Raw genomic sequence first — 16,040 nt, forward strand, 5'->3', positions numbered from 1 at the left:
CGCCGCTTCAAACGGTCGCGATGATCAAGGTCTTCCATCATCCCTTTTCGACGTCCTGCCGCTTCGTGCGGCTGATCTGCGGCGAATACGGCGTTCCGGTCGAGTTCGTCGTGGAAAAGCCGTGGGAACGGCGCCGCGACTTTCTCCTGATGAACCCGGCGGGCACCTTGCCGGTCCTGGTGGAAAACGACGGCCCGCCGATCTGCGGCGCCACGGTGATCATGGAATATCTCGACGAGACCCGCGGCTACACCATGGGCGACCGGCGCCTGATGCCCGGCCACGCCGAGACGCGGGCCGAGGTGCGGCGGCTGGTCGACTGGTTCCTCGGCAAGTTCGACGGCGAAGTGGTCGGCTATCTGGTCCACGAGAAGATCTTCAAGCTGGAGATCCCGCGCGGCCAGGGCGGCGGCGAGCCGGATTCGGCTGTGCTGCGCGCCGCGCGCGCCAACATCCGCCACCATCTCAAATACATCGGCTGGCTGACCGCGACCCGCGACTGGCTCGCCGGGCAGCGCCTGTCCTTCGCCGATCTGGCGGCGGCGGCGGCGCTGTCCTGCGTCGACTATCTCGGCGAAGTGCCCTGGGACGACGACGAGACCACCAAGGCCTGGTACGGGCTGGTCAAGTCGCGCCCGTCGTTCCGCCCGATCCTCGCCGACCGGATCCTGGCGATCCCGCCGGCGGCGACCTACGTCGACCTCGACTTCTGAAGGGTCCTGATGTCCGCCGACGCACCGATCCGCCCCTTCGTCGTCGCCATCGACGGGCCCGCCGCCGCCGGCAAAGGCACGCTGGCGACGGCACTCGCCGCCCATCTCGGCCTGCCCTATCTCGACACCGGCCTGCTCTACCGGACGATCGGCAAGATCATGGCCGACCGCGGCTGGGATCTCGACGACGGCGAACTCGCCGGGCAGTTGGCGGGGGCGCTCGATCCCGAAGATCTGAAGCGGCCGGATCTGCGCGGCCGCGAGGCGGGGGAACTGGCGTCGCGGGTGGCGGTGCATCCGCAGGTGCGCGCGGCGCTGGTCGACTTCCAGCGCGGCTTCGCGGCGACGCCGCCGGGCGCGGTGCTCGACGGACGCGACATCGGCACGGTGATCTGCCCCGAAGCGCAGGTGAAGATCTTCGTCACCGCGAGCGCCGAGGTGCGGGCGCGGCGGCGCACCGACGAACTCGCGGCCAAGGGCCGCAGCGTCGATTACGCCCGGATCCTCGACGAGGTACGCGAACGCGACGCCCGCGATTCGTCGCGGGCGACCGCGCCGCTGAAGGCCGCCGACGACGCCGTGGTGCTCGACACCTCGACGCTCGATCGCGACGGCGCCCTGGCCGCGGCACTCGCCATCGTCGCGGCGAAGCGCGCCGCGGTCGCATGAGGCGCGCGCACCCGCCGGCGTTTTCTCGACCACGTTCCGAAGACCCGTCGCGATCCGCCGGTCGCCCGCCGCCCTGCGCGGGCTGCGGGGCCGGGGCGCCGCAAACGCCGCTTGACCTGGAGTGCGCTCCAGCTCGTAGCCTCGCGGACCTCGATCGGCCTTCGGAAAGGCATTCCCCATGTTCATCGGCGATCTCGTCGCGGCGACCGGCCTCGGGCACGACACGCTGCGGTGGTACGAGAAGATCGGCCTGATCCCGCCGCCGCCCCGCGACCGCGGCGGCCGGCGGGTCTATCCGGGCGAGACCCTCGCCTGGATCGCCTTCCTCGGACGGCTCAAGTCGACCGGCATGGGGATCGCCGAGATGCGGGTCTACGCCGCGCTGCGGGCCCAGGGCGACGTCACCGCGGCGGCGCGGCGCGAGCTCCTGGAGCGGCATCGCGAGCGGGTGCGGGCGGCGATCGCCGCGCTCGGCGAAAACCTCGCGGTACTCGACGACAAGATCGAGATCTATCGGACGATCGAAGCCGCCGCCCCCTGCCCTACCCCGGAGATCCAGCCATGACCGAATCCCTCTCCCTCGACCGCTTCGAACGCGGCTCCGCCAAGCTCGCCGAGATCGACGGCGCCGCCGGCCACGCGGTGGTCGCGGCGCTGGCCGACATCGCCCCCGACTTCGCGCGCCTGCTGGTCGAATTCGGCTTCGGCGACGTCTACGCCCGGCCGGGGCTCGACCTGCGCTCGCGCGAGATCGCCACCATCGCCGCCCTGACCGCCCTGGGCACCGCGACACCGCAGCTGAAGGTCCATCTCGAGGCCGGGCTCAACGTCGGCCTGACCCCCGACGAGATCGTCGAGACGCTGATCCAGATGGCGCTCTACGCCGGCTTCCCGGCGGCGCTGAACGGGCTGTTCGCGGCCAAGGAGGTGTTCGCGGCGCGCGGGCTGCGGCCGAGCGGGGTCTCGGCCGTGGCCGATCGCGCCGGAAACACGTGAAATCCCGCGGTGGCGCTTGCCCGCGGGGCCCGCATCCGCTATGGAACGCCGGTTCGATCGGCCGGGCTCCAACGAGTGCGGACCGTCCGTGCGGTGGCCTCGTCGGAGGCCGTCGGCTCCGCCTCCAGCGGCACGGGCGACCCTTCGGACGCATGGACTTCACCGGTCTCGATCATCGTTCGCCGGCGCCGGCCCGCGGAGAACCTCCGTGGCAGCCCCTCTCGATCGGAGGGGTCGGACATGATCGAAACTGCGCATCAACACGAACCCGCCGGCGCACGCCGAACCATCGGCTTCAGGAGTTTCAATGTCTCAGATGAACCCCACGCGCGAAGATTTCGCGGCTCTCCTCGACGAGTCGATGGAGGGGTCCAATCTCTACGAAGGCAGTGTCGTCAAGGGCACGGTCGTCGCGATCGAGAAGGACCTCGCCGTCATCGACGTCGGACTGAAGGTCGAAGGCCGCGTCGCGCTGAAGGAATTCGGCCTGCCCGGCCGCGAGAGCACCCTCAAGGTCGGCGACATCGTCGAGGTCTATCTCGACCGCGTCGAGAACGCCCTCGGTGAGGCGGTCATCTCCCGCGAGAAGGCCCGCCGCGAAGAGAGCTGGACCCGTCTCGAGGAGGCCTTCGCCAAGAACGAGAAGGTCACCGGCCTGATCTTCAACCAGGTCAAGGGCGGCTTCACCGTCGATCTCGACGGCGCCGTGGCGTTCCTGCCGCGCTCCCAGGTCGACATCCGCCCGGTGCGCGACGTCGGCCCGCTGATGCACGTGCCGCAGCCGTTCCAGATCCTCAAGATGGACAAGCGCCGCGGCAACATCGTCGTGTCGCGCCGGACCGTTCTCGAAGAGACCCGGGCGGAACAGCGTTCCGAGCTGGTCCAGAGCCTGCAGGAAGGCCAGATCGTCGACGGCGTGGTCAAGAACATCACCGACTACGGTGCGTTCGTCGACCTCGGCGGCATCGACGGCCTGCTGCACGTCACCGACATCGCGTGGCGCCGCATCAACCATCCGTCCGAGGTTCTCACCATCGGTCAGACCGTCAAGGTCCAGATCATCCGCGTGAACCCCGAGACCCACCGCATCTCCCTCGGCATGAAGCAGCTCGAGGCCGATCCGTGGGAGGGCATCGCCGCCAAGTATCCGGTGCAGGCGAAGTTCCAGGGTCGCGTGACCAACATCACCGACTACGGCGCGTTCGTCGAACTGGAGCCGGGCATCGAAGGCCTGATCCACGTCTCCGAGATGAGCTGGACCAAGAAGAACGTCCATCCGGGCAAGATCGTCGCCACTTCGCAGGAAGTGGAAGTGATGGTGCTCGAGGTCGATCCGGTCAAGCGTCGCATCTCGCTCGGCCTGAAGCAGACCCTGTCGAACCCCTGGGAGGTCTTCACCGAGAAGTACCCGCCGGGCACGGTCGTCGAAGGCGAAGTCAAGAACAAGACCGAGTTCGGTCTGTTCGTCGGCCTCGACGGCGACGTCGACGGGATGGTCCACCTCTCCGATCTCGACTGGAACCGTCCGGGCGAGCAGGTCATCGAGGAGTTCCGTCGCGGCGACAAGATCAAGGCCGTGGTCCTCGACGTGGATGTCGACAAGGAGCGGATCTCGCTCGGCGTCAAGCAGCTCGCCGGTGACCCCTTCGAGAAGGCCGGCGACATCCGTCGCGGCTCGATCGTCACCTGCGAAGTGACGGAAGTGAAGGACGCCGGTCTCGAAGTGAAGATCGTCGACACCGAGTTCTCGACCTTCATCAAGCGTTCGGAACTGGCGCGCGAGCGTCCCGACCAGCGCCCGGATCGCTTCGCCGTCGGCGAGCGTCTCGATGCCCGCGTCATCCAGTTCGACCGCAAGACCCGCAAGGTCTCGGTGTCGATCAAGGCGCTGGAAATGGCCGAAGAGAAGGAAGCGATCGCGCAGTTCGGTTCGTCCGACAGCGGCGCCTCCCTCGGCGACATCCTCGGGGCGGCGCTGCGCGCCCGCACCGACGACAAGTGATCGCGCCGGCCGGGCCTTCGGGTCCGGCCGAACGCAACGCTTCTCGAGACCCGCGTCGGGGAACCGGCGCGGGTCTTTCGTCGTCGCCACGCCCCCCCGGGGCGCCGATTTCGGCACCGTCGGCAGGCGGCGAAGAAATGTGACTGGACGCGCCCTTTGCTTCGTCGCCTAATGGCGAAAGCGTCATCGGAACCGCTCGTTGATGCCGTCACTCTCCCGTCATCGAACCTTCGTCGAAAGGTCTCGTCCCGAGAGGCGCCCGCGCCCATGGCCACCACGTCGTTGCTCGTCGATCTCGCCGGAACCGTCGCGCTGCTGCTGTGGGGCATCCACATGGTGCAGACCGGGATCCAGCGGGCCTTCGGATCGAGCCTGCGACGGGTGATGGCGGCGTGGGTCGGCGGACGCCTGCCGGCCTTCGCCACCGGCCTCGGAATCACCGCGGCGCTGCAGTCGTCGACCGCCACCGGCCTGATGGTCGCGTCGCTCGCCGCCGACGGGTTGATCGCCACCGTGCCGGCGCTCGCCGTCATGCTCGGGGCCAACGTCGGCTCCACGTTGATCGTCCAGCTTCTGGCCTTCGACGTCCGCCATCTCGCGCCCTTCGCGATTCTGGTCGGAGTGGTGATGTTCCGCACCGGCGGTATCACCCGCACCCGCGATCTCGGCCGCGTGGCGATCGGCCTCGGCCTACTCATGCTGTCGCTGTCGCGGCTGGTCGCGATCCTGACGCCGCACGACGACGTCGCCGGACTGCGGGTGCTGATCGACGTGGTGGTCGGCGACCCGATCGTCGGCGTGCTGGTCGCGGCGATCGGCGCCTGGCTCGCCCATTCCAGCGCCGCGGTGGTCCTGCTGGTGATGTCCTTCGCCGTCCAGGGGGTGGTGCCCCTCGATGCGGCGATCGCCCTGGTGGTCGGGGCCAATCTCGGCACGGCCCTCAATCCGGTGATCGAAGGACGGGGCGAGCCGGCCGGTCGCCGGGTCGCGGTCGGCAATCTCGCGGTGCGGATCCTGGCGGCGATCGCGGCGATCGCCGGCGCACCGATCGTGATCGCCGCGATGCGCCGGTTCGACGGCGACCCGGCGCGCGCCGTCGCCGACTTCCACACCGCCTTCAATCTGGCCGCCGCACTGGTGGCGCTGCCGCTGCTGACCCCGGCGGCGCGGCTGCTGCATCGCCTGCTGCCCGACCACGCCGAGGCCGCCGACCGGTCGCGGCCGCTCTATCTCGACCCCGCCGCGACCACCGTGCCGGCGCTGGCGATCGGCCATGCGGCGCGCGAGGCGCTGCGGATGGTCGATCTGCTGGAGGAGATGGTGGCGGCGATGCGCCGGGCCCTCGACGACGGCGACCGCGTCCGCCTCGCCGCGGCGATCCGCCTGGACGACGCGCTCGATCGTCTCAACGGGGCGATCAAGACCTATCTTTCGCGCCTCGATCCGGACGGCCTCTCGGCCCCGGAGGAGGCCCGGCTCGCCGCGGTGCTGGCCTTCGTCATCAACCTCGAGCACGCCGGTGACATCGTCCATCGCGACGTCGCCGCCGGCGTCGGCAAATACGTCGAGCGCGGCTTCTCCTTCTCGCACGAGGGCGAGGCGGAGATGCAGGCGGTGTTCGACCGGGTCCTCGCCAATCTCCGGGCGGCGGCCTCGATCTTCGTCACCGAGAACGTCGCGGCGGCACGCCTGCTGGCCGGCGAGAAACAGGTGTTCCGCAACCTCGAGACCCGCCTGCAGGCGATCCATTTCTCGCGTCTGCGCGAGACCCCGGACGGGGCCCGTGACGCCGGCGCCCTGCATCTCGATCTGGTGCGCGACCTCAAGCGCCTCAACGATCATCTCGTCGCCGGGGCCGCCTATCCGGTGCTGGAACGGGGCGGCGACCTGATGGCGACGCGGTTGCGTCAGGACGGCGGCGCGCGGCGCTGACCCAGCCGAGGCCGGCGGCAGGCGAGGGGCCGGCCGCCCGGCCTTGCGGGTACGGGCACTCCCTGATACCCCTCGCACTCGTCGAAGCTCGAGGAGGCCCCGATGCTCGATCCCGATTCCATCGTCGATCGCCGCCGGCTGAAACGCAAGCTCACGATCTGGCGGATCGCCGCCTTCGTGCTGGCGGTGATCGTGGTGCTGGCCGGTGCCGCACGGCTCGGCGCCTTCGCCGGTCTCGACCGGGCGCGGCCGCACGTCGCGCGCATTTCCGTCCAGGGCGTGATGGTCCCCGACCGGGCGCTGCTCGAACTGGTCGACCAGCTCGCCAAGACCGACGCGGTCAAGGGGGTGATCGTGTCGATCGACAGCCCCGGCGGCGCGACCTCGGCCGGCGAAGGCCTCTATGCGGCGCTGCGGCGGCTCGCCGCCAAGAAGCCGACCACCGCCTATGTCGGATCGCTGGCGGCCTCGGCCGGCTACATGACGGCGATCGGCACCGACCACATCGTCGCCCGCGGCACCGCGCTGACCGGCTCGATCGGCGTGCTGATCCAATGGCCGGACGTCTCCAAGCTGATGGACACGGTCGGGGTCCGCCTCGACGAGGTCAAGTCGTCGCCGATGAAGGCCGAGCCGACACCGTTCAAGACGACCTCGCCGGAAGCCCGCGCGATGCTCGACCGGGTGGTGCGCGACACCTACGACTGGTTCGTCGGGCTGGTCGCCGAGCGGCGCGGCCTTCCCCCCGCGGTGGCGCGGGCCTTGGCCGACGGCCGCGTCGTCACCGGGCGTCAGGCGCTCGACCTGAAGTTGATCGACGCGATCGGCGAAGAGAGCGTCGCGCTCGACTGGCTGCACGAGAAGGGCGTCGCCGCGGAGACTCCGATCGTCGACTGGAAGCCCAAGGCACCGGCCGGCGGCTGGCCGATGGCCGAGGCGCTCGCCGAAGCCGCGACCCGCGGCATGATCGCCGCGACCGGCCTCGAGCGGCAACTCGCCGCCGCACGGCCGCTTGACGGACTTCAGTCCGTTTGGCACCTTGGGGCGCGCGAAAATCCGAGTAATTCCGGGGAGATCGGTCGATGATCAAGTCAGAGCTGGTGAGCCGGCTGGCGGAACGCAATCCCCACCTCTACCAGCGCGACGTCGAGCATATCGTCAACGCCGTCCTCGACGAGATCACGTCGGCCCTGACCCGCGGCGATCGGGTCGAATTGCGCGGATTCGGCGCGTTTTCGGTCAAGAATCGACCGGCGCGCACCGGACGCAACCCGCGGACCGGCCAGAAGGTGGCGGTGACCGAAAAATACGTGCCGTTCTTCAAGACCGGCAAGGAAATGCGCGAACGCCTCAACGACGGCGTCGACCTCGGCGACTGATCGCCGCAACCTCTCATCGACGGGCGATCGGCCCGCGGGAGTCCGCCATGACCCGTCTCCTCTCCTGGCTCGTGGCCGTGCCGCTCGGCGTGGTTGTGGTCGCGCTGGCGGTGGCCAATCGCCGCCCGGTGACCCTGTCGCTCGATCCCTTCCGGCCCGACAGCCCGGCGTTCTCGGTGGCGGTACCGCTGTTCGCGCTGATCTTCGCGGCGCTGTTGCTCGGCGTGATCCTCGGCGGCGTCACGGTGTGGTGGCGCCAGGGCGTCCATCGCCGGACGGCGCGGGCGCGCGGCCGCGAGATCGACCGCCTCCAGGCCAATGCCGAACGGCTCACCGCCGACCTCGCGGCCCGCACCGAGGCCGGCGGCGGCGCCCTGCCGGTGTTGCCCGGCCCCGGCCGTCGCGCCGCCTGACGACCACCGCCGGTCGCAGCGTTTCATCCCCACGGCCCCGAGCCGCCATCGAACCGGCGGTCTCCGCCGTCCATCGAACCCGGCGGCCTTCGCCGCCATCAGAATCCGGTGGCCTTCGCCGCCCGGAACTTCTCGGAGTTGCCATGCGGACCATCGATGCCGAGACGATCGACCGGGTGCTGACCCGTGCCGACATGGTGGCGGCGCTCCGGGCCGGTTTCGCCGAGGCCATGGTGACGCCGGTACGCCATCACCACACGCTGGCGCGCGCCGGCGAGCCGACGGCGATGCTGCTGCTGATGCCGGCGTGGAGCGACACCGCAGAGACCATCGGCGAGGACGCGGTGATGGGGGTCAAGCTGGTGTCGGTGGTGCCGGGCAATGCGGCGCGCGGCCTGCCCTCGGTGGTCGGCGCCTATGTGCTGATGTCGGGGGTGACCGGCGAGCCGCTGGCGGTGATCGACGGCAGCCGCCTGACCCTGTGGCGGACCGCCGCGGCCTCGGCGCTGGCCGCCGATCACTTGGCCCGGGTCGACGCCCAGCGGATGGTGATGGTCGGCGCCGGGGCGCTGGCCGAGCATCTGATCGAGGCCCATACGGCGATTCGGCCGATCCGCGAAGTGCGGGTGTGGAACCGCTCGCTCGAGCGGGCGCAGGAACTGGCGGCGAAGTTCGCCGACCGCGCCTTCACGGTCACCGCCACCGACGACCTCGAGGGTGCGGTGGTCGCCGCCGATCTGGTCTCGACCGCGACCATGTCGAGCGATCCGGTGGTGCGCGGCGCATGGTTGGCGCCGGGGACCCATCTCGATCTGGTCGGGGCCTATACCCCGAAGATGCGCGAGACCGACGACACGGCGATCGGCCGAGCGCGGATCTATGTCGATACCCGGGCCGGGGCGCTGGCCGAGGCCGGCGATCTGGTGCAGCCGATCACCGAGGGCCGCATCACCGCCGCCGACGTGGTCGGCGATCTCGCCGACCTGTGCCGCGGGACCGTCGCCGGACGCGGCGGCGCCGAGGAGATCACCCTGTTCAAGTCGGTCGGCACGGCGCTCGAAGATCTGGTCGCGGCGCGGCTGGTGTGGCGGCGGGTCGCCGCCCTCGGCTGAGCCCCGATTCGATCGGCGCGCGCCGTGCGGGCCGGTTGCCCGCTCCCGCCGGAGAGGATCCGCCATGTCGCGTCTCGCCGCCCTCCTCGCCCTCGTGCTCCTCGCCCTGCCCGCCACCGCGCGGGCCCAGGCCGCCGGCGAAGAAGCGGCGCGCGACATCGCCGCGGCGCGGGCGGCACTGCCGTCGGATGCCGCCAAGGTGCTGTTCGGGGGCGTGACACGGCCGGCGCCGCTCGCCGCGCGGTCGATCGGCGCCTATGCCAAGGGCTGTCTCGCCGGGGCGGTGGCGCTGCCGGTCGACGGCGCCACCTGGGCGGTGATGCGCCTGTCGCGCAACCGCGCCTGGGGCCATCCGGCGCTGATCGCCTTCCTCGAGCACTTCGCCGAGGAGGGCCGCAAGATCGGCTGGCCGGGCCTGTTGGTCGGCGACATGTCGCAGCCGCGCGGCGGGCCGATGCTGACCGGCCACGCCAGCCACCAGATCGGCCTCGACGCCGATGTGTGGTTCTCGCCGCTGCCAGACCGCCGCCCGACCGCCGAGGAACGCGAGACGATCTCGGCGGTGTCGATGGTGACGCCGGAGCGCGAGATCGACGCCACGCGCTGGACCGAGACGCGGGCCCGGCTGGTGCGGGCGGCGGCGCTCGATCCGCGGGTCGCGCGGATCTTCGTGCATCCGGCGATCAAGAAGACGCTGTGCGGCTGGGCCTCGGGCGACCGCGCCTGGCTCGCCAAGGTGCGGCCGTGGTGGGGCCACACCTATCATTTCCACATCCGCCTCGCCTGCCCGGCGGGCACGACCGGCTGCGTCGGTCAGGATCCGGTGCCGGCCGGCGACGGTTGCGGCGCCGACCTCGCCTGGTGGCTCGGCCCCGAGCCGTGGCGGCCGTCGGAGCCGGGCCCCGAGAAGCCGCCGATGAAGCTCGCCGATCTGCCGGCGGCCTGTCGCGAGGTGCTGACGGCACCGTGACGGCGGTCAGTGGCCGCCGTCGCCGGGCGGGCCGCCGTGGATGCGGTCCATCAGGGCGAGCAGGACGCCGGAGCCGACGAAGACGACGTGAATGATCACCATCCACATCACGTCGCGGTCGCTGTATTTGGCGATGTCCATGAAAATCTTGAGGAGATGGATCCCCGAGATCGCGACGATCGAGGCGATCAGTTTGATCTTCAACCCGGCGAAGTCGACCTTGCCCTTCCAGTCCGGCTGATCCTCGTGATCGCCGACGTCGATCTTCGACACGAAGTTCTCGTAGCCGGAGAAGATGACGATCAGCATCAGGTTGCCGGCCAGCGTCAGGTCGATCAGCGACAGGATCGCCAAGACCGTCTGGCTCTCGGTCGCGGTGGTGGCATGGAGCGCGAATTCGACCACCGCCTGGAGGAACTTGCCCATCAGGATCACCAGGGCGCCGGCGAGGCCGACGTACATCGGAGCCATCAGCCAGCGGCTGGCGAAGAGTCCACGTTCGAGCAGGCGTTCGGCCATGGCGGGGCGCTCCCGAAGGGTCATGTCAGATCTCGTGGAGGGGCGCGAGGTCGCGCGTGAAGAGGCGGGTGCGGTCGCCGTAGAGCTCCTCGCCGAAGGCCAGCGCGGTCTTCAACAATTTGCGCCGGCGGTGGGCGATCATCTCGAAGAGCGCTTCGCGATCGCTGCGGCGTTCGACGAGGCCGGGGCGGGTTTCGATCTCGAGGCGCATCAGAGCGAGATCGTGCTCTTCGCCGAGCACCTCGGCTAGGTCCTCGAGATCGTCCTGGATCGAACGGGTGGTGACCGCGGTGTCGAAGGGCACCATCACCGAGAGGTGGCGGCGCTGCTTGACCCGTTTGCGCCAGTCGTGCAGGCGCTCGCCGGCGACGCCGTCGGCGATCTCGCACCAGTCGCGCCGGCCCTGGCGGTAGCTCTGGCCGAGCGCCTCGGCGAGCAGACGGCCGGCCTCGAAACGCTCCGGCAGCGAGCGGGCGTCGGCCTCGCTGGCGCGCAGACGGGCGACCACCGCGTCGAGCGGCGGGGCTTCGGCATGGGCCAGCCGGGCGGCGACCTCGAGACGACCGACCAGCCGCGTCGCCGCCTCGCTCGCCTGACCCGCCGCCTCGATCTTCAGGCGCCGCGCCCCGGCGGCGAGTACGTCGGCGTCGCGGCCGGCGGCGAGCAGGCGGCCGGTGTCGCGGATCTGGCGGGTGCGGCCCTTCTGGTTGGCGCCGGGCACGTCCTCCAGCACCTCGAACAGGCTGCGCGCCCGTTTCAGGCGGCGCCGGACCAGATGGATGGCTTCGGAACGGGCGATCGCCGGGTCGACCAGGGTCGCGGCGGCGCCGGTGATCTCGCCGATCAGCACGCGCTTCAGCGCCTGCGCCAGGGTCTCGCCCTCCAGCAGCAGAAACCGGGCCTTGCCGACCGCCGTGCGTTGGATCGGCGCCGACGCGGTCGCGCCGGCGCTCATGGCGTCCCCGTGCGGCGATCGGATGGCCGAAGATCGGCGTCGGCGAAGTCGTTCATGGAGCCTCTCGTCACGGCGATCGTCGGGCGGCGTCGGTGCCGCCGCCCTCCCGATATGTCGACCCGCCTCCCACGGTTCAAGGGCGACGCGCCGCGCCACCGTTAGAGGCGCGGTTCGACGTTTCCGTGACGGTCGTCTGCGACCTTCGGGCGAGGGCTCAGGGCTCGTGGCCGATGGGCGCCCGCGGAGGCCGCGCCAGACTGATCAGCGCCGCGCCGAGCACCGCGGCGACCGCCCAGAGCGGGACGGTCAGAGCCGGGGCGACCAGCGTCGACCACACCCAGCCGCCGAGCCGGGCCTCGACCAGGGCGCGGGCAGCACTGAGCGAGGCGGGGGCGAGATCGCTCCAGGCGTCGGCGAGCGAGGTCATCACCAACCGCGAGGCGGCGATGCTCTTCATGCCGTCGATGACCGCGGCGGCGAAACCGCCGGCCGCCAGCCACAGGCCGATCGTGCGCGCCACGAAGCGGATCATCCGACCTCGTCGGCGGGGTTGTACCGAGGGGACGGGCGCGCCCCGATTCGCGATCCCGACCGATCTGTCCTAGGGCGCGGGCGGGCGCCGCGCAACCGTCGCGTGGCGCCGCGCGGCCCCCGAGGTGCCGTTGCGCCACAGGCTTAACCCCGCCTTAAATCGCCCCGATTAACCTCGCAAGAGGGGAGCGCCGCCGGATCGACCCGGCGGGGTCGAGGAGGTGGCGGTGGTGCATCCGGCGGATCGACGGCGAGATCCGGTGTTCGACGAGGACGTCGACGCACCCGATCGCCTCGACCTGCGCCTGCGGCCCGAGGATCGTCCGACCGCCGGCCAGGGCCCGGTGCGCCGGCGAGCCCCCCGGCCGGCCGGGCGCGGCCGCGTCGAACCCACGCCCTACATCGAAGACCAACCGATCCGGGCCTCCCGCGACGACGGCGACGACCGCCCGCGGCGACGGCAGCGGCCGATCGACGACGAGGAGCCGGAAGTGTCCGAACGCCCGCCGACACGACGCGGTCGCGGCGGCGACGAACCGCCGCGCCGGCGGACCAGCCGCTTGCGCCGCTTCGTCTACTGGACCCTGGTGCTCGGCCTGTGGGGGGTGATCGGGGTCGGCGGGATCGTCGTCTATTACGGAGCGCGGCTGCCACCGACCTCGGAATGGGCGGTGCCGAAACGGCCGGCCAACGTCAAGATCCTCTCCGCCGACGGCAAGCTGGTCGGCAATCGCGGCGACACCGGCGGCGAGGCGGTGCACATCGCCGATCTGCCGCCCTATCTGCCCGGCGCGGTGGTGGCGATCGAGGATCGCCGCTTCCGCTCGCATCTCGGCATCGATCCGATCGGTCTCGCGCGCGCGGTGGTGGTCAATCTGACCGCCCGCGGCGTGTCGCAGGGCGGTTCGACCCTGACCCAGCAGCTCGCCAAGAACCTGTTCCTGACCCAGGAGCGGACCTTCGGGCGCAAGGTCCAGGAGGTGCTGCTGGCCCTGTGGCTGGAGCGCACCTACACCAAGGACCAGATCCTCGAGCTCTACCTCAACCGCGTCTACATGGGCGCCGGGGCCTATGGCGTCGACGCGGCGGCGCGGCGCTATTTCGGCAAGTCGGCGCGCGAGGTCACGGTGATGGAGGCGGCGATGCTCGCCGGCCTGCTCAAGGCGCCGTCGCGCTATGCGCCGTCCCACGATCCGGCGCGGTCGCGGGCCCGCGCCGAGACGGTGCTGGCGGCGATGGCCGACACCGGCACGATCACCCCGGCGCAGCGCACGGCGGCGCTGGCCCAGACCAACATGATCTTCACCCAGGGCAACACCGGCTCGGAGAACTATGTCGCCGACTGGGTGATGGACCAGCTGCCGAGCTTCATCGGCGCGGTCGACCGCGACGTGGTGGTCGAGACGACGATCGATTCGTCGCTGCAGATCCTCGCCGAGGCGTCGCTGCAGGCCGGGCTCGCCCAGTTCGGCGACAAGCGCGACGTCAGCCAGGGGGCGATCGTCTCGCTCGACCCGACCGGCGCGGTCAAGGCGATGGTCGGCGGCATCGACTATTCCAAGAGCCAGTTCAACCGCGCGACGCTGGCCAAGCGCCAGCCCGGCTCGACCTTCAAGCCCTTCGTCTATCTGACGGCGATGGAACAGGGAATGACCCCGGACACGGTGCGCGAGGATTCGCCGTTCACCTGGAAGGGCTGGAGCCCGAAGAATTTCGAGAAGGAATACAAGGGCGCGGTGACCCTGAAGGAGGCGCTGTCGCAGTCGATCAACACCGTCGCCGCCAAACTGGCGATCGAGCTCGGGCCGCAGCGCATCGCCGATACGGCGATGCGGCTGGGCATCACCTCGCCGCTGATGGCGACGCCGTCGCTGGCGCTCGGCACCTCGGAAGTGACGCCGCTGGAGATCACCGGCGCCTATGTGCCCTTCTCCAACGGCGGCTTCGGCGTGGTGCCGCACGTCGTGACGGGGATCCGCACCGCCGACGGCAAGGTGCTCTATGCCCGCAAGGGATCGGGCATCGGCCGGGTGATCGATCCCCTGCCGCTCGCCGAGATGAACACCATGCTGTCGGAGACGCTGGCGACCGGCACCGGCCGCGCCTCGAAGATCCCCGGCTGGCCGTCCGGCGGCAAGACCGGCACGTCGCAGGATTTCCGCGACGCCTGGTTCATCGGCTACACCGGCCTGCTGACCACCGGCGTGTGGCTCGGCAACGACGACGGGGCCCCGACCAAGCGGGGGACCGGCGGCACCATGGCCGGCATCGTCTGGCAGCGCTACATGGTCGACGCCCATCGCGGGCGTCAGGCGGTGGCGGTGCCGGGCACCGTGCCGACGGTGGCGCGGGTCGAGCCGGGAACGCCGGCGATCCGCCGCGATCCGGCGGTGACCGGCTCGCTGCCGCGTCCGGCGGTCAATGCCGCGGTCGAGCCGGGGCGGCGCGAGGCCCCGTCCGACGGGCTCGGCGGGCTGCTCGATCGGCTGTTCGGCCGCTGAGTCCGGGCGACGGCGCGCGGCGGCGGCTCAGGCGGCGGGCGACGGCGGGGTGGGCGACGACCGGCCGGCGGTGGCGCGTTCGACCACCACCGCGCCGAGGCCGAGGACGGCCAGGACCAGGGCCAGGGGCACGGCGGTCGGCCAGATCTCCAGAGCATGACCGATGCCGACGCCGACGGCGGCGCCGAAGCCGAGCTGGAGGCAGCCGAGCAGCGACGAGGCCGAGCCGGCGCGATCGGGAAACGGCTCCATCGCCCGCATCATGGCGAGCGGGAACAGCGGTCCGAGCCCGAACATGAAGACCATGTAGGGCGCCACCACTTCCGCCGCGCCGAGGCGGATCGGCAGCAGCGGCGACACGGTCACCAGGACGGCCATGGCGACGCCGCCGATCGCCATCAGACTCGTTCCGAGCCGCATCATCCGGGGCACCCCGAGGCGGCGGGTCATGCGCTGGCCGAAGAAGTTGCCGGCCATGATCGCCCCGGCGCCGAGGCCGAAGCACACGCCGTAGGCGACCGCATCGAGCCCATAGGCGCCCTGGAGGATGAAGGACGAGCCGGAGATGAAGGCGAAGATGCCGCCGAAGCCGAGGCTGTTGAGCAGTACGGCGCTGCGGAAACGGCGATTGGCCAGCAGCACGCCGAAACCGCCGACCACCACGCCGACGGTGAAGGGCTCGGCGAGGCGCTGCCGCACGGTCTCCGGCAGGCGCCAGCGGACCGCCACCAGGGCGATCACCGCGAAGATCACCATCAGCGCGAAGGAGGCGCGCCAGCCGGCCTGGGCCTCGAGGACGCCGCCGAGCAGCGGTGCGAAGCTCGGCACGACGCCGACGATCAGGCCCATGCGGCCGAGTTCGAGGGCGGCGCGCGGGCCGTTGTAGAGGTCGCGGACGATCGAGCGGGCCAGCACGATCGGTCCGGCGGCGCCGATCGCCTGGACCAGCCGGCCGGCCAACATGGTGCCGATGTCCGGGGCGATGGTGCAGGCGAGCGAGCCGATCAGATAGAGCCCCAGCGTGCCGAGCAACACCGGCTTGCGGCCGCGGCGATCGGACAGCGGGCCGAACACGATCTGACCGACCGCGAAGCCGATCATGAAGATCGACAGGGTCAGCTGCACCGAGGGCAGATCGGTGGCGAAGGCGGCGCGGATGGTCGGCAGCGACGGCAGGAAGATGTCGGTCGACACCGGCCCGATCGAGGCGAGCAGCGCGAGAAGCCCGGTGAGGGCCAGAGTATCGGGGCGAAACACGGGAGAAACTCCGCGAGGCCGAGGCGGCTCGCCGGGACGCGCGGAGACCCGGCGCCGGAGGAAGGGGACGGACCGTCATAGCCGAGCGGCG

Annotated in this window: 16 protein-coding genes; 12 read left to right on the forward strand and 4 right to left on the reverse strand. The window is 71.0% G+C overall.

The annotated features are described in order from the left end of the window. Positions 1–20 precede the first annotated feature (20 nt). The 11 genes from EYW49_RS00285 to mepA all read left to right on the forward strand — a co-directional run bounded on the left by EYW49_RS00285 (position 21) and on the right by mepA (position 10,186). Positions 21–713 (forward strand): glutathione S-transferase family protein, encoded by a 693-nt coding sequence (locus EYW49_RS00285; protein WP_131304744.1) that lies wholly within the window; start codon positions 21–23, stop codon positions 711–713. 9 nt (positions 714–722) lie between these two features. Further along, positions 723–1,382 (forward strand): (d)CMP kinase, encoded by a 660-nt coding sequence (gene cmk, locus EYW49_RS00290; RefSeq protein WP_131304746.1) that lies wholly within the window; start codon positions 723–725, stop codon positions 1,380–1,382. Between the two features lie 178 nt (positions 1,383–1,560). After that, positions 1,561–1,947 (forward strand): MerR family transcriptional regulator, encoded by a 387-nt coding sequence (locus EYW49_RS00295; RefSeq protein WP_131304748.1) that lies wholly within the window; start codon positions 1,561–1,563, stop codon positions 1,945–1,947. Next, positions 1,944–2,378 carry a carboxymuconolactone decarboxylase family protein gene (locus tag EYW49_RS00300; RefSeq protein ID WP_131304750.1) on the forward strand — a complete coding sequence of 145 codons (435 nt, stop codon included), beginning with the start codon at positions 1,944–1,946 and terminating at the stop codon, positions 2,376–2,378. Before EYW49_RS00295 ends, EYW49_RS00300 begins: the two co-directional genes overlap by 4 nt. 307 nt (positions 2,379–2,685) lie before the next feature. Further along, positions 2,686–4,380, forward strand: coding sequence for a 30S ribosomal protein S1 (gene rpsA, locus EYW49_RS00305; protein ID WP_131304752.1), 1,695 nt, complete (start codon positions 2,686–2,688; stop codon positions 4,378–4,380). 267 nt (positions 4,381–4,647) lie between these two features. Then, on the forward strand, positions 4,648–6,312 hold the full coding sequence (locus EYW49_RS00310) for a Na/Pi cotransporter family protein (RefSeq protein WP_131304754.1): 1,665 nt from the start codon (positions 4,648–4,650) through the stop codon (positions 6,310–6,312). A 102-nt stretch (positions 6,313–6,414) separates the two neighbouring features. Continuing rightward, positions 6,415–7,398, forward strand: coding sequence for a signal peptide peptidase SppA (gene sppA / locus EYW49_RS00315; RefSeq protein WP_131304756.1), 984 nt, complete (start codon positions 6,415–6,417; stop codon positions 7,396–7,398). Continuing rightward, positions 7,395–7,691, forward strand: coding sequence for an integration host factor subunit beta (locus EYW49_RS00320; protein WP_131304758.1), 297 nt, complete (start codon positions 7,395–7,397; stop codon positions 7,689–7,691). Before sppA ends, EYW49_RS00320 begins: the two co-directional genes overlap by 4 nt. Positions 7,692–7,738: 47 nt before the next feature. After that, positions 7,739–8,104, forward strand: a complete 366-nt coding sequence (locus EYW49_RS00325) for a LapA family protein (protein WP_131304760.1) — start codon at positions 7,739–7,741, stop codon at positions 8,102–8,104. Between the two features lie 143 nt (positions 8,105–8,247). Beyond that, positions 8,248–9,216, forward strand: coding sequence for a bifunctional Delta(1)-pyrroline-2-carboxylate/Delta(1)-piperideine-2-carboxylate reductase (gene lhpI, locus EYW49_RS00330; protein ID WP_131304762.1), 969 nt, complete (start codon positions 8,248–8,250; stop codon positions 9,214–9,216). A gap of 64 nt (positions 9,217–9,280) precedes the next feature. Then, positions 9,281–10,186 (forward strand): penicillin-insensitive murein endopeptidase, encoded by a 906-nt coding sequence (mepA, locus tag EYW49_RS00335; protein WP_131304764.1) that lies wholly within the window; start codon positions 9,281–9,283, stop codon positions 10,184–10,186. 6 nt (positions 10,187–10,192) lie between these two features. Here the strand turns inward: mepA and EYW49_RS00340 are convergent, their stop codons facing one another. From EYW49_RS00340 to EYW49_RS00350, 3 genes are all read right to left on the reverse strand, one after another. Beyond that, a complete protein-coding gene (locus tag EYW49_RS00340; protein WP_131305177.1) occupies positions 10,193–10,705 on the reverse strand; it encodes a TIGR00645 family protein in 513 nt (170 codons plus the stop codon). Between the two features lie 25 nt (positions 10,706–10,730). After that, a complete protein-coding gene (locus tag EYW49_RS00345; RefSeq protein ID WP_131304766.1) occupies positions 10,731–11,660 on the reverse strand; it encodes a CHAD domain-containing protein in 930 nt (309 codons plus the stop codon). A 214-nt stretch (positions 11,661–11,874) separates the two neighbouring features. Beyond that, positions 11,875–12,192: a hypothetical protein gene (locus tag EYW49_RS00350; RefSeq protein ID WP_131304768.1), complete on the reverse strand. Its 318-nt coding sequence runs from the start codon at positions 12,190–12,192 to the stop codon at positions 11,875–11,877. A 259-nt stretch (positions 12,193–12,451) separates the two neighbouring features. Between EYW49_RS00350 and EYW49_RS00355 the strand changes: the two genes are divergently transcribed. Beyond that, positions 12,452–14,692 (forward strand): transglycosylase domain-containing protein, encoded by a 2,241-nt coding sequence (locus tag EYW49_RS00355; RefSeq protein ID WP_228259352.1) that lies wholly within the window; start codon positions 12,452–12,454, stop codon positions 14,690–14,692. A gap of 27 nt (positions 14,693–14,719) precedes the next feature. Here EYW49_RS00355 and EYW49_RS00360 read toward each other — a convergent pair whose 3' ends face one another. Further along, complete coding sequence (locus EYW49_RS00360) at positions 14,720–15,949, reverse strand: multidrug effflux MFS transporter (protein WP_131304770.1); 1,230 nt, start codon at positions 15,947–15,949, stop codon at positions 14,720–14,722. Between the last annotated feature and the right edge of the window lie 91 nt (positions 15,950–16,040).

Origin of the sequence: Siculibacillus lacustris, assembly GCF_004328075.1 — a bacterium.
Lineage (GTDB): Bacteria > Pseudomonadota > Alphaproteobacteria > Rhizobiales > Ancalomicrobiaceae > Siculibacillus > Siculibacillus lacustris.